14 protein-coding genes and 1 riboswitch are annotated in these 12,897 nt (G+C 70.5%); of the genes, 5 read left to right on the forward strand and 9 right to left on the reverse strand.

The features are described 5' to 3' along the window. The first annotated feature begins 57 nt into the window (after window positions 1-57). Window positions 58-843: a glucosamine-6-phosphate deaminase gene (gene nagB, locus ACEN9V_RS13890; RefSeq protein ID WP_413600784.1), complete on the forward strand. Its 786-nt coding sequence runs from the start codon at window positions 58-60 to the stop codon at window positions 841-843. A gap of 4 nt (window positions 844-847) precedes the next feature. On the opposite strand, the gene ACEN9V_RS13895 is transcribed toward nagB, so the two are convergent. Beyond that, the gene (locus ACEN9V_RS13895) at window positions 848-2,032 is read right to left on the reverse strand and encodes a MalY/PatB family protein (protein ID WP_413600785.1); all 1,185 of its coding nucleotides are present in this window, start codon (window positions 2,030-2,032) and stop codon (window positions 848-850) included. Between the two features lie 57 nt (window positions 2,033-2,089). On the opposite strand from ACEN9V_RS13895, the gene ACEN9V_RS13900 reads away from it, so the two are divergent. The 3 genes from ACEN9V_RS13900 (at window position 2,090) to ACEN9V_RS13910 (ending at window position 4,769) form a co-directional block, all read left to right on the forward strand. Further along, window positions 2,090-3,112: a TerC family protein gene (locus ACEN9V_RS13900; RefSeq protein ID WP_413600786.1), complete on the forward strand. Its 1,023-nt coding sequence runs from the start codon at window positions 2,090-2,092 to the stop codon at window positions 3,110-3,112. A 396-nt stretch (window positions 3,113-3,508) separates the two neighbouring features. Then, window positions 3,509-4,285 (forward strand): hypothetical protein, encoded by a 777-nt coding sequence (locus ACEN9V_RS13905; protein ID WP_413600787.1) that lies wholly within the window; start codon window positions 3,509-3,511, stop codon window positions 4,283-4,285. Further along, window positions 4,278-4,769, forward strand: coding sequence for an NUDIX domain-containing protein (locus tag ACEN9V_RS13910; RefSeq protein WP_413600788.1), 492 nt, complete (start codon window positions 4,278-4,280; stop codon window positions 4,767-4,769). The genes ACEN9V_RS13905 and ACEN9V_RS13910 overlap by 8 nt, the downstream gene beginning before the upstream one ends. Before the next feature lie 183 nt (window positions 4,770-4,952). Here ACEN9V_RS13910 and nagA read toward each other — a convergent pair whose 3' ends face one another. The 8 genes from nagA to clpS form a co-directional block, all read right to left on the reverse strand. Beyond that, entirely contained in the window at window positions 4,953-6,089 is a 1,137-nt protein-coding gene (nagA, locus tag ACEN9V_RS13915; RefSeq protein ID WP_413603066.1) for an N-acetylglucosamine-6-phosphate deacetylase, read from the reverse strand. 86 nt (window positions 6,090-6,175) lie between these two features. After that, a complete protein-coding gene (locus ACEN9V_RS13920) occupies window positions 6,176-6,583 on the reverse strand; it encodes a YrdB family protein (protein ID WP_413600789.1) in 408 nt (135 codons plus the stop codon). Between the two features lie 5 nt (window positions 6,584-6,588). Then, window positions 6,589-7,461 carry a formyltetrahydrofolate deformylase gene (gene purU / locus ACEN9V_RS13925; RefSeq protein ID WP_413600790.1) on the reverse strand — a complete coding sequence of 291 codons (873 nt, stop codon included), beginning with the start codon at window positions 7,459-7,461 and terminating at the stop codon, window positions 6,589-6,591. Between the two features lie 247 nt (window positions 7,462-7,708). After that, window positions 7,709-9,037: an MFS transporter gene (locus tag ACEN9V_RS13930; RefSeq protein WP_413603067.1), complete on the reverse strand. Its 1,329-nt coding sequence runs from the start codon at window positions 9,035-9,037 to the stop codon at window positions 7,709-7,711. Window positions 9,038-9,207: 170 nt separating this feature from the next. Beyond that, window positions 9,208-9,639 carry a MarR family winged helix-turn-helix transcriptional regulator gene (locus ACEN9V_RS13935; RefSeq protein ID WP_413600791.1) on the reverse strand — a complete coding sequence of 144 codons (432 nt, stop codon included), beginning with the start codon at window positions 9,637-9,639 and terminating at the stop codon, window positions 9,208-9,210. Window positions 9,640-9,695: 56 nt separating this feature from the next. Further along, window positions 9,696-10,619, reverse strand: coding sequence for a GNAT family N-acetyltransferase (locus tag ACEN9V_RS13940; protein ID WP_413600792.1), 924 nt, complete (start codon window positions 10,617-10,619; stop codon window positions 9,696-9,698). 10 nt (window positions 10,620-10,629) lie between these two features. Then, window positions 10,630-11,106, reverse strand: a complete 477-nt coding sequence (locus ACEN9V_RS13945) for a DUF2017 domain-containing protein (protein ID WP_281265906.1) — start codon at window positions 11,104-11,106, stop codon at window positions 10,630-10,632. 13 nt (window positions 11,107-11,119) lie between these two features. Then, entirely contained in the window at window positions 11,120-11,407 is a 288-nt protein-coding gene (clpS, locus tag ACEN9V_RS13950) for an ATP-dependent Clp protease adapter ClpS (RefSeq protein ID WP_281265905.1), read from the reverse strand. Window positions 11,408-11,444: 37 nt separating this feature from the next. Then, window positions 11,445-11,530, forward strand: a riboswitch (ZMP/ZTP riboswitch). 51 nt (window positions 11,531-11,581) lie between these two features. On the opposite strand from clpS, the gene glyA reads away from it, so the two are divergent. Beyond that, entirely contained in the window at window positions 11,582-12,886 is a 1,305-nt protein-coding gene (glyA, locus tag ACEN9V_RS13955; RefSeq protein WP_413600793.1) for a serine hydroxymethyltransferase, read from the forward strand. Window positions 12,887-12,897 lie beyond the last annotated feature (11 nt).

The following is a 12,897-nucleotide window of genomic DNA, read 5'->3' on the forward strand; positions in this document are numbered from 1 at the left end:
CCTGTCGCGGACTGATCGGCCCTGTCGCGGACTGGTCATGACCAGTAGGATGTGCCCGTGGAGATCATCATCCTGCCCACGCCTGCTGAGGTCGGTCGCGTCGCTGCGGCGAAGATCGCCTCGGTCGTGGCGAAGAAGCCGTCAGCCGTCATCGGTCTCGCGACCGGGTCCAGCCCCCAGGGCATCTACACCGACCTGCAGCGCCGCGTGGACGCGGGGGAGATCTCCTTCGCCGAAGCGCGCGGGTTCGCCCTGGACGAGTACGTCGGGATCCCGCTGGAGCACCCCGAGTCGTACGCGTCGGTGATCGCGCGTGACGTGGTGGCGCCGCTGGGCTTCGACGCGTCGCGGGTCCGGGTGCCGGACGGTCGTGCTGCGGACATCGAGTTCGCGGCGAAGGAGTACGACGCCGCGATCCGTGCCGCCGGTGGGATCGACGTGCAGATCCTCGGGATCGGGGCGAACGGGCACATCGGCTTCAACGAGCCGACGTCCTCGTTCGCGTCACGGACCCGCATCAAGACGCTCGCACCGTCGACGCGGGAGGCCAACGCCCGGTTCTTCGACAGTCTGGATCAGGTGCCGACGCACTGCATGACGCAGGGGCTCGGCACGATCCTCGAGGCGCAGCAGCTGGTGCTCGTGGCGCAGGGGTCGGCGAAGGCCGCCGCGGTCGCCGCCGCGGTGGAGGGGCCGCTCAGTTCCTTCGTGCCCGGCAGTGCGCTGCAGCTCCACGAGCACGCGACCGTCGTGGTCGACGAGGAAGCAGCAGCCGGACTCCGGCTCGCGGACTACTACAAGTACACGTACGCGAACAAGCCGTCCTGGCAGCTGTTCGAGTAAGGCGTCACACCGATCGGGCGGCGTAGGCCGAGTGCAGTCGGCTGAGCCCCTCGTGCAGGGTCTCCGCCGAGCACCCGAAGTTGAGCCGGGCGAAGCCGCGCCCCTGCCGCCCGAACGCCGGTCCGCTGGCGAGCGCCACCTTCGCGTCGTCGACGAGCACCGCCGCGGGGTCGTCGCCCCACGGCAGCGCCCCGAGGTCGATCCACGACAGGTAGGACGCCTGCGGCTGTCGGTGCACGGCTCCCGGGAGTGCGGTCCCGAGCTCCTCGGCGAGGATCCGCCGGTTCGCGGCGAGTTCGGCGAGCAGCGACGCGAGCCACGGACCGCCCTCGCGGAAGGCGGCGACGCTCGCGGTGTACCCGAGGATGCCCGTGCGCTCGACGACCTCGCCCGGGAGCCCGTCGAACCACCCGCGTGCCCGGTCCGACGCGCCGACCATCAGCGCGCACTTGGTACCGGCGAGGTTCCACGCCTTGCTCGCGCTCGTCAACGCGACGCCGAGCGCGGCTGCCTCCTGGCAGGAGTCGAGGAACGGGGTGAACGTCGCGTCGGCGTGCACGAGCGGTGCGTGGATCTCGTCGGAGACGACCACGGCGTCCCACTCCGCGGCGAGCTGCGCGAGTGCCACGAGCGACGCGCGGTCGTGGACGAGTCCGAGCGGGTTGTGCGGGTTGCAGAGCAGGACCGTCCGGGCGCCGTCGGCGAACGCACGACGGACGCCGTCGAGATCCATCCGCCACCCGGCCGTGGTGTCGAACGGGTCCGCGGGGCCGTCCGGCGCGATGAGCGGCACCTCGGTCACGGAGCCGCCGGCTTCGCTGACGTACTCCCAGAACGGCGGGTACACGGGCGGCATGATGACGACCTGGTCGCCCGGCTCGATCACCCGGCGGAGCACCTCCACCGCGGCGACGGACACGTCCGTGGTGGTCCGGACCAGGTCGGGGTCCACCTTCCACCCCCAGCGGTCGCCTGCGAAGTCCGCGAACGCCTCGGGCAGGGCCCTGCCGTGCCCGACGTACCCGGTGTCCCCGGCGGTCACGGCGGCCACGAGGGCGTCCCGCACGGGTTCGGCGAGCATGCTGTCCATCTCCGCGACGAACATCGGCAGCACGTCCGGCGGGTAGGCGGTGTACTTCTCGCTCGTGCGGGACCGGCTGGCATCGAACACGGAGACCATGACGCTCATGGGACTCATCCTCGCACCGTGGTCGCGCTGTGCTGAGCGGTGCCTCAGACTGGAGGCATGCCGGAACTTCCTGTCGTGTTCGAAGTCGGCTCGATGATCGCCCTCGTCGCGATCCTGCTCGCTGACCTGCTCATCGTCGCCCGTCGTCCGCACGTTCCGACGCTCAAGGAGTCGGCGATCTGGGTCGGGCTGTACGTCGAGCTCGCGCTGGTCTTCGCCGTGGCGATGTTCGTCTTCGCGGGCGGGGAGCCCGCCGGGCAGTTCGTCGCCGGATGGCTGACCGAGTACAGCCTCAGCATCGACAACCTCTTCGTCTTCGTCATCATCATGGCGCGGTTCTCGGTCCCGAAGCAGATCCAGCAAGAGGTCCTCATGCTGGGGATCATCATCGCGCTGGTGCTCCGGGGCGTCTTCATCCTCGTCGGAGCCCAGCTGATCGAGGACTTCTCCTGGATCTTCTACCTCTTCGGCGCCTGGCTGATCTGGACGGCGATCCAGCAGCTCCGGGACGAGGACGGCGACGACCAGAAGGACGGCCTCGTCGTCCGGCTGCTGCGCCGACGCGTGCGCCTGACCGACACCTTCGACGGGATGAGGTTCCGCACCACGCAGGACGGCGTCCGACACTTCACGCCGCTGCTCGTCGTCCTGATCGCCATCGGCACGACCGACCTGCTCTTCGCGCTCGACTCGATCCCCGCGATCTTCGGCATCACCGAGAGCGCGTTCATCGTGTTCACCGCGAACGTGTTCGCCCTGATGGGCCTGCGGCAGCTGTACTTCCTGCTCGGCGGACTCCTCGAGCGGCTCGTCTACCTGAAGTACGGGATCGCGTTCATCCTCGCCTTCATCGGCGTGAAGCTCGTGCTGCACGCACTGCACGGCAACGAGCTGCCCTTCCTCAACGGCGGGGACGGCTTTGCCTGGGCGCCGGAGATCCCGACGTGGGTGTCGCTCGTGGTCATCCTGGTGGCGATGGCCGCGTCGACGTTGGCGAGCGTCGTCCGTCTGCGCCACGACGATGGGATGCCGGTGGAGCAGGAGAGCAGCACCGAGCAGCCCGCACGCACCTCGGACTGACACCGCTCGGAGCGTCGGCCTCCACCCCGATCGGCGGTAGCTGCGACACACGGTCCGCCGGCTCGGCGCCCAGCGCAGGTTGTTGAGCAAGCAGACGCCGCAAACCGTTGAATGAATGCCCGCTCTCGGCGTGATCCTGTCGCCCGCGGCGCGCCGTCTCAGCCGGTCTGCGGGGCGAAGCAGTCAGCGCTTGAGGACCAGCGCCGACTGGATGAGCGCTGTGACGATTTCGAGAAGGTGCTCGTCGCCGGCATCGATCAGCACGCCCGTGCCGATCACCTGCCACCTTCGCGACACCCGATCGGACGAATATCACATAGCCACGGCATGTTGTGCAACACTGCGGATTTTTCAGTCTGGTGGAGAGGTCGGGGTGGTTGTTTGTAGCGTTCTCGCATGACGACGATGTCCGTTGCGCTCGATCAATGTCCAGAGCAGGACGCGTCGCACCGGGGGCTTCAGGGGTCTACGGGGCGCGCATGCCGCGACGTCGGAACTGTCGAGATGTACGTGAGTCGACCGACGCTCGGCCGTTGGGCAGGCTCGACGTCGGATGGTGAGAGAGTCAGGGTAGTCGAGGGTGGTCGAGTCGACCAGCCTGACGGCAAGCTCCTTCGCGAGGTCGACCGAGACGGAAGCGTCTGGTGGACACGCTTGCACCGCCGGTCCGACGTGGTGGGGATCGCCGCGGACATCGGCGCCGGGCTCGAAGTCTCTGGCAAGCGACTCCATATGGCGTGCCGTGTCGCGTCCAGCCGACTGGACGGGCGGGCCACCGAGACCGAGTTGCAACGTGTGCTCCGTGCATCGGGTCTCCGTCGACACGTTGTCCGGTCGGCCGCCGGGTCGGCCCGGACCGCTGTCGAACACGCCCTGGCGCTCGGCGCCTTGCGCGATTGGCCGCGGGCTGCACTCGCGATGGGTACAGCCCTCGGCCATGTCTGTGACGCGCTCGCTGGGCAGGGGGATGAGATCTGGCCGGGGCGGCGATGGCGCCTGGAACGTCCCCGCGCTGCCGCTCCGAGCCTCGAGGCTGTTGGCACGTCTGTCGACGAGCTGAGCTCCTTGCTCTTGTTCGATGGTCTCGACGTCGCCGATCCGGCGACGTGGTTCAACCGATCGCGCCGAATCGTCCATCGGGTGCTGGCGGAAATCGAGGAAGACGATGTCTGAACAGCGCGATGTCCCGTACTTGTCCGTCCGTGACGGAGAGGACGCAGCACACAGTCCCAGCACAGGGAGTGTCGCCGTGCTCTGGTGCCCGGACGGGCTGCTTCTCCACCATCGGGACGACGACCCGTCGATCTCGAACCCCGGGCGATGGTCGTTGTTCGGGGGTGCAACCGATCCAAATGAGACCCCCGAGCAGACGGTGATCCGAGAACTGCACGAAGAACTCTCCGTTCGAGCGCGAGTCGACCGCACCTTGTGGCGCGTGGTCGATCGAGAGGGCGACGGCCGACTGCTCCACGTCTTCGAGATGACCACGGCGAGTCTGCCTGCTGACATGGAGCTCAACGAGGGGCAGGGTTTCGCGGCCTTCAGCCTGACCGATGCCCTCTCGTTGGATCTCGCTCCACTCGCACGACGCGTGATCCAGGCCCTCCGACCGGCTCAGGCGGACCGGGATGGAGGTACCGATGGATTCGCTGCGTGAACGACCCGCCGAAACGAGCTACATGGCGGAGATCGGTGTGGCCGACCACGTGTGGGAGCAGCTCGTGGGTCTGATCCCGGCTGATCTGCTCGGAGAACTCGAGCACCTTGTGTTCGTCATGATCAAGCCCGATGCGATCGCGATGGGCGAGCGACGGGGCACTCGGTGCAGGCGCTGTTCGGCTCAGCCGGTTCGGGGTACGTCGAGGGGACGCCCGTCGGCCCAGACCCGCTGCACCTCGAACGACGACGACAGCGCCACGAGGTCCGCGGCGAACCCCGGCGCCAGACGGCCCAGGCGGTCGCCGAGCCCGAGCGCCGCGGCGGGCACGCTCGTCAGCGCCGCGACGGCAGCGGGGAGCGGCTGTCCGGCCAGGGTGACGGCGTTCCGCAGCGCGACGTCCTGCGTGAGCGTCGACCCCGCGATGGTCTCCGTCCCGGCGACGTGGGCGACGCCGTCCGTCACGGTGACGTCGAGGGAGCCCAGCGTGTAGGAACCGTCCGCGGCGCCGGCGGCCCCCATCGCGTCCGTGATCAGCGCGACCCGACCCGGGGCTGCGCGGAACAGGGTCTCCGCGACGACCGGGTGCACGTGGACGCCGTCGAGGATGAGCTCGAGGGTCACACGGTCGTCCGCCACCGCAGCCCCGATCGGCCCCGGCGCGCGGTGGTGCAGGCCCGGCATCGCGTTGCACGCGTGGGTGAGCACCGTCGCGCCGGCGTCGAATGCGGCGCGTGCCTGGTCGAACGTGCCGACGGTGTGCCCGACCGCGACGACCACGCCGCCGGACACGACGGTGCGGACCGCGTCGAGGGCGCCGGGCAGCTCGGGTGCGATGGTGACCTGGCGGATGACGCCGTCGCCGGCCGACAGCAGCTCGTCGACCGCGGCCGGGGTCGGGTCGATCAGGAACGACTCGTTGTGGGCGCCCTTGTTGTGCGGGGAGAGGAACGGTCCCTCCAGGTGCACACCGAGCACGAGCGGGTCGGTGTCCATCACGGCGCGGATCCGTGCGAGCGAGTCGGCGATGGCGGGGACGGGGTTCGCGACGAGCGACAGCACCGATCGGGTCGTGCCGTGGGACCGGTGCATCGCGAGCGACTCGGCGAACGAGTCGTCCTCGTAGGACTCCGTCGCCCCACCGTGCCCGTGCAGGTCGATGAACCCTGGGGTCAGGATCGCCTCGCCGAGCTCGACGACCTCGTCCGCGGCAGGTGCCTCGGGACCGGAGCCGACCGCGTGGATGGTGTCACCGGTGATCAGGACCCAGCCGTCGGCGGTGGACCCGGACACGTCGACGACGTGACGGGCGCGGACCAGCGTGCGCCGAGCCTCCCGGCCGGACGCGCCGGACGTACCGGACCCGCCGGATGCGCTGGACGGGCCGGACGCGTCGGACCCGCCGCTCACCGCGTCTCCCGCCGGAACGTGACGATCCCGGAGACCGCGGCCACCACGATGAAGACCAGACCCACGACCGGGTGCCCGATCGAGATCCAGCAGCCACCGGCCGCGACGATCAGGGCCACCTCGACGATGGTCTTGCCGACCGCGTCCGTCTCGATCGGCGACCGCGGCGACCGGAACAGGTACCAGACGACGATCGCGAAGACGGGCGCGCCGATCATGAACAGGATCCCGGGCATCGGGAACGGCCACGCGATGTAGCCCCAGTACGCCAGCGAGAGCAGACCGAAGGTGCAGACGGCCACCCGCAGCACCTTCCAGGCGTCGAACTCGCGTCGGGGCTTGCCGATCGCGGACGGGTCAGGCGTGTCTCCCCAGTCCATGGGGGAGCGTGGTGCGTTGCTCATGGTGCCTACTTGAAGATGATCGTGCGGGCGCCGTCGAGCAGGACTCGGTCCTCCGCGATCCAGCGCACCGCCTGGGTGAGGGTCCTGGACTCCTCGTCCTGGCCGATCGACACCAGTTCGGACGGGTCCTTCGTGTGGTCGACGCGGACGACGTTCTGCTCGATGATGGGCCCCTCGTCGAGATCGCTCGTGACGAAGTGCGCCGTCGCACCGATCAGCTTCACGCCGCGGGCGTGCGCCTGCCGGTACGGGTTCGCACCCTTGAAGCCGGGCAGGAACGAGTGGTGGATGTTGACCGCGCGGCCCTTGAGCGCGGCGCAGAGCTCTGGCGACAGGATCTGCATGTAGCGCGCGAGGACGACGAGCTCGATGTCGTGCTCCTCCACCGCCGCGAGGATGCGGCGCTCCATCGCTTCCTTGCTGGCCGCGTCGGTGACCGGACGGTGCTCGAACGGGACGGAGTAGAACGCCGCGAGCTCGGACAGGTCCGCGTGGTTCGACAGCACCAGCGGCACGTCGATCGGGAGCTGGCCGCCGCGCTGCCGGTAGAGCAGGTCGTTCATGCAGTGCCCGGCCTTCGACACCAGGACGAGCGTGCGCATCGGCCGGCCGACGACGTCGAGCTGGACGCGCATGCCGTAGCGCTCGACCACGGGCGCGATGGCCTGCTCGAAGGTCGCGCGGTCGACGGGCGCCATCACCTGCAGGCGCATGAAGAACGTGTTCGTGTCGTGGCTCGAGAACTGCTGCGACTCGGTGATGTTGCCCTGCGCCTGCACGACGGCCCCGGAGACGGCGTGCACGATCCCGGGCCGGTCATCGCAGACCAGCGTGAGGGTCCAGTGCGTGGGGGTGCTCGTGGGCGTCGGGTCGGTCACCGGTTCAGGGTACCGGGGCGGGGCCGCTGCGCGGTGCGGACGGGAGGCTCGGTGCGGGTCCGGCGCCGGGCCGCAGCCCGCGCCCCCCGGCCCCGGCTCGCGCCCTCGGCTCGCGCCCCCGGCCCGCGCCCGCACAACCGAAAGCACAGCGCGCCACGTCATCCCGTTGTGCGGTGTGCTTTCAGTTGTGCGACCGGCCGCGCCGCCGCGCGCGCGGCGCAGCGCGCCGCGCCCGCCGCAGCGGCGCTCAGCGCGCCGCGCGAGAACCCAGCGCGCGGTCGGAGACCGTCAGCGCGGTGAGCAGGACCGCGATCCCCACGATGACCCACCCGAGGACGTGCAGGTCCGCCGTGGTCGGACCCTGGCCGAACACGCCGCCGATGAGCGACGACGCGGCGATCGCCCCGATGTAGACGCTCGTGCGCGAGAGGCCGGCAGCGGTACCGATCGACTCGGGCGGGACGATCTTGTACAGCGCCGCCTGGTTCGACACCGACGCGAGTGCCTGGGGGATGCCGAACAGCGCCGGCGCCAGGGCGAGCAGCACGACGGGCGATCCGGTGTGCAGCCCGAGGAGGAGCAGCCCGCCGACGATCGGCACGACCGCGGCGACGACGAGCGGACCGCGGACCGCCGTCTTCCTGGCGACGAGGAACGACACGATCCCGGCGACGATCGCCGCGGGGAGCTGGATGTACCCGGCCTGGTCGCTCGAGTACCCCGCGACGTCCTGCACCCACTGCGAGAACCCGTACGTCATCGTGTACGCGAGCATGTAGACGAGGAACAGTCGGACGTAGGTGCGGGACAGTGCGCCGTTCCGCGCGAGCATCCGTACGTCGATGAACGGCTTCGCTGCCCGGAGCTCCCAGACGATCAGCGCGGCCAACAGCACGATCGCCACACCGAGCAGCCACCAGAGCCCGGCCGAGATGTCGAGCAGGAACACCAGGAGCGCCGACACCGTGCCCGTCATGAGCACCATGCCGAACGGGTCGAGCGCCGTCAGTACGGGGACGTCCGCGTCGTAGCGGGGTCGGAGCCGGTCGGACGGCAGCCAGAGCCCGGCGACGACGAGGCCGAACGCCGCCATCGGGACGTTCACGAGGAAGATCGCGTGCCACCCGAACGCCGCGATGAGCGCGCCGCCGAGGGGCGGCCCCGCCGCGGCGGAGACCAGCGAGGTGATCGAGAGCGCGCCGAGGACGAGCGGCGGGGTGGGCTTGCCGATCCGGGCGGAGTGCTGCCGGAGCGTGGTGAGCGCCGCCGGGTACGCCGACGAGGTCCCGATGCCGATGAGCACCCGCGCGAACACCGCGCCGCCGAACCCCGTCAGGACCTCGGGCACGACGCCGGCGATCCCGACGACGACGAGTCCTGCCATGAAGACCTTCTTCGGCCCGAACCGGTCAGCGAGCTTCCCCATCGTCGGCTGGGCGATCGCGCTCGCCAGGTACAGCGCCGCGACGAGCCAGATCGCCTGCGACGCGCCGATCCCGAGGTCGCGGGAGATCGGCGCGAGGGCGACGGAGACCATCGTCGTGTTGATCGGGTTGAGCAGTGGCCCGACGAGGATCGGGACGAGGAGCTTCGGCCCGAAGCCGGAGCCCTTCGATTCGCGCGCCGAGGTGACGGGGGTGGGAGCGGTTGCGGTGGACGTGGTGGGGTGCCTTTTCGACGTGGTCGGGGAGGTGCGGCCTGGAGGCTCGGCGTGCGTCGGGGACGCCCGTCACGCCTGGCAGGCGGTCACCGCTCGACGAGGGTTCCGAGGATGGTGAGGGACCGCGCGACGGTCGCGCGGTCGTCGGGGTCGAGCGCGGCGAGGCGCTCGGCGAGCAGACGGGTGCGGGAACGCTGGGAGTCCCTGCGGGCAGCGTGTCCGGCGTCGGTCGCGCTGACGATCGTGCGACGGCCGTCGGTCGGGTCCTGCGTGCGCTCGACGAGCCCGAGGTCCTCCAGCGCCTGGACGGTCGCGCCCATGGACTGCGGGCGGACCCCTTCGGCGCGGGCGAGTGCCGCGGTCGTGGAGGCGCCGTCGCGGACGAGCCGTCCGAGGGCTGCCGATTGTGACGCGGTGACGTCGTCGGCCTTCCCGGCGAGGAGGGTCCGGCGGATCCGGCCGTGCATGGCGAGGATCTCGTCAGCCAGGTCGGTCTCGGTCTCCACACGGCTGTTCACGTCGCCGACGGTACGCTTCGGAAGGATAACTTGCAAGTTAGCCTTCCTGTTTCGACTCAGGTGTCGAAGACGATCCGGCGCTTCGTGACGACGAACCCGGCGCGCTCGAACGCCCGGCGCATCGGGGTGTTCGCCGCGTCCGTGGTGCCGACCACCCGGGTCTCCCCGGCATCGGCGTGGACCCGGAGCCCCTCGCCGAGGAGCGCGTCGACCACCCCGCGCCCCCGGTGCTGTGGCAGGACGCCGATGGAGCTGATCGCGGCGTCGTAGGCCGTCCGCGTGGCCAGGACGAACCCGACCGTGAGGCCGTCCGTGTCGACCGCGATCCGCCAGTCCTCGCGCCGGCCGGGCAGCGACCGGTAGAAGTCGAGGTCGTCGGCCGCGGTGCCCCTGGCGCCGAGCCGTTCGACGGTGGCGACGGTGTGCGCGTCGAGCGACCCGACCGTGACCCGGGCGAACAGGTCCGTGAACTCGGCGTCGTCGCCCTCGCGGAAGCGGAACGGACCGGTGTCCGGCACCCCCGCCGAAGGCGTCCAGGCGACGCTCACGCGCTCGGTCGTCCTGACCAGTCCTGCCGCCTGCGCTGCGTCCGCCCGCCACGAGACCGCGGCGACGGCGGACGGGTCGTCGTGCCAGTCGACCGCGACGTCGACGATCCACTCCGGGAGCACCCCGAACGCCTGCGCGCCCGTCCGGATCAGACCCGCGGCGATCGCCACGCGGTCGCCGTGCTCCGATGCGGACACGATCACGTCGTCGAGCGTGCTCGGCGCTCCCGCGTCGGCACCGCCCCACCAGATCGCCCGCCCGACCGGGCGACCGTCGCGCTCCGCGAGGAACGACCACTCCGGGCGGTGGTTCCGCGCAGCCGACTCCTGCCGGTACCGGTCCGCCACGGTCCACGCGACCGGTTCCGACGTCGAGAAGGCGAGCAGGGCCTCCAGGTCGGATCCCGTGGATGCGCGGAAGGTGAGCGTCACCGCTGGTCGATCATCTCTTGTCGGTCATCGTCGTGACCAGGTGCTCCTGGACGTACCCGAGCCAGTCGTAGACGTCGCGGAGGCCGACGGCGGCGGCCGACGTGCGCGTCGCGTCCTCCGTCGCCTGGTCGACGATCCCCAGCCGGTCCGCGATCGTCAGCCGCAGATCGGTCAGGCACCGGAGCCAGGACTGCTCGTCGGCCGCGGTGAGCGCGCCGTCCTTCGCCCCCGTGAGCCAGTCGTGGACGACCTGCGCGTTCGCGGACTTCGCCGTCCGGAGGTCGCTCTGCGTGTACCGGCGGAACTCGGCGCTCGCCGCCCGATCGCCGGGGTAGGCGTCCGGGAACATCCGGAGCGTCACCGGGTCGGAGTCCATGTCGCCGTCGAGGATCTGCCGGAGCTGCTCGGTGAGGCTCATCAGCACGTCGCGCTCGCCGGAGGCCAGGCCGAGGTGGATGCCATCCCCGCGACGAACGAACGGGATCACGCGCGGTACCCGTTCACGCTTCGGGCGCCCGGTCGACGGTGGCCTGGAGTCCGTAGCCGTGCATCGCCTCGACGTGCCGCTCCATCTCCTCGCGGTGGCCGGTCGCCACGATCGCCCGTCCCTCGGAGTCGACCTGGTGCATCAGCCGCTCCGCCTTGGCGACCGGGAACCCGAAGTAGCTCTGGAAGACGTAGGTGACGTAGGACATCAGGTTCACCGGGTCGTCCCAGACCACGGTGACCCACGGCACGTCGGCGCGCGTGCTCGTGGCTTCGTCCACGTCCGGCGACAGCATGGTCATGTCTCCAGGGTGACACAGGCTGGGCGGCTCGGTACGATCGTCACGTCGCGACTGGCGTTGGATGGGTCACCATCGGGAAGCGACACCTGACACGGTGCGCTGCCGTACGCCTGGGCAGCGCGCACCGACCGTCCGAGCACGACCGCATGGTCGTCCGCACACCGTAGGAGTCCCGTGTCCATCACCGATCTGCCCGCGCCGTCCGCACCGTCGAACACCGCGCAGTCCACCTTCAACGCCCCCCTCGCCGAGGTCGACCCCGAGATCGCCGCGGTCCTGCAGAACGAGCTCGGCCGCCAGCGCGACACCCTCGAGATGATCGCGTCCGAGAACTTCGTCCCGCGCGCCGTCCTCGAGTCGCAGGGCTCCGTCCTGACGAACAAGTACGCCGAGGGCTACCCGGGCAAGCGCTACTACGGCGGCTGCGAGTTCGTCGACGTCGCCGAGCAGCTCGCCATCGACCGGGCGAAGGCCCTGTTCGGTGCCGCCTACGCGAACGTGCAGCCGCACTCCGGCGCCAGCGCGAACGCCGCGGTCCTGCACGCCATCGCCTCCGCCGGCGACACGATCCTCGGCCTCGAGCTCGCCCACGGCGGCCACCTGACCCACGGCATGAAGCTCAACTTCTCCGGCCGCATCTACAACGCCGTGTCCTACGGCGTCGACCCGGAGACGTTCGAGGTCGACTACGACGACATCCGCGCGAAGGCGATCGAGCACCAGCCGAAGGTCCTCATCGCCGGCTGGTCGGCATACCCGCGCCAGCTCGACTTCGCGAAGTTCCGCGAGATCGCGGACGAGGTCGGCGCGACCCTCTGGGTGGACATGGCGCACTTCGCCGGGCTCGTCGCCGCCGGCCTCCACCCGTCGCCGCTGCCGCACGCCCACGTCGTGTCGTCGACGGTGCACAAGACGCTCGCCGGTCCGCGCTCCGGCATCATCCTGTCCAACGAGGAGTCGCTCTTCAAGAAGCTGAACTCCGCGGTGTTCCCGGGCCAGCAGGGCGGCCCGCTCATGCACGTGATCGCCGCCAAGGCGACCGCGTTCCTGCTCGCCGCGACGCCGGAGTTCAAGGACCGGCAGGAGCGCACGCTCCGGGGCGCCCGCATCCTTGCGGAGCGCCTCACGCAGTCCGATGCGCGCGCGGCCGGTATCGACGTGCTCACCGGCGGCACCGACGTGCACCTGGTGCTCGTCGACCTCCGCGAGTCCGAGGTCGACGGCAAGCAGGCCGAGGACCTGCTGCACGAGGTCGGCATCACCGTGAACCGCAACTCGGTGCCGTTCGACCCGCGCCCGCCGATGGTCACCTCGGGAGTCCGCATCGGTACCCCGGCGCTCGCGACGCGCGGCTTCGGGGACGCCGAGTTCACCGAGGTCGCCGACATCATCGCGCTGACGCTCATGCCGAACCCGGACATCGACGCGCTGTCCGCCCGGGTGAAGGCCCTGGCCGACGCGTTCCCGCTGTACGCGTGAGCGGCGCCGTG

The sequence above is a fragment of the Curtobacterium sp. Curtsp57 genome (assembly GCF_047324335.1).
GTDB lineage: Bacteria > Actinomycetota > Actinomycetes > Actinomycetales > Microbacteriaceae > Curtobacterium.

What these genes read in the sequence shown, in the direction of transcription:
- ACEN9V_RS13895 (WP_413600785.1), bottom strand. Translation starts at nt 2,032, where the DNA reads ATGAGCGTCATGGTCTCCGTGTTCGATGCCAGCCGGTCCCGCACGAGC.
- clpS (WP_281265905.1), bottom strand. Translation starts at nt 11,407, where the DNA reads ATGACCATGCTGTCGCCGGACGTGGACGAAGCCACGAGCACGCGCGCC.
- ACEN9V_RS13910 (WP_413600788.1), top strand. Translation starts at nt 4,278, where the DNA reads ATGTCTGAACAGCGCGATGTCCCGTACTTGTCCGTCCGTGACGGAGAG.
- ACEN9V_RS13905 (WP_413600787.1), top strand. Translation starts at nt 3,509, where the DNA reads ATGACGACGATGTCCGTTGCGCTCGATCAATGTCCAGAGCAGGACGCG.
- ACEN9V_RS13900 (WP_413600786.1), top strand. Translation starts at nt 2,090, where the DNA reads ATGCCGGAACTTCCTGTCGTGTTCGAAGTCGGCTCGATGATCGCCCTC.
- ACEN9V_RS13920 (WP_413600789.1), bottom strand. Translation starts at nt 6,583, where the DNA reads ATGAGCAACGCACCACGCTCCCCCATGGACTGGGGAGACACGCCTGAC.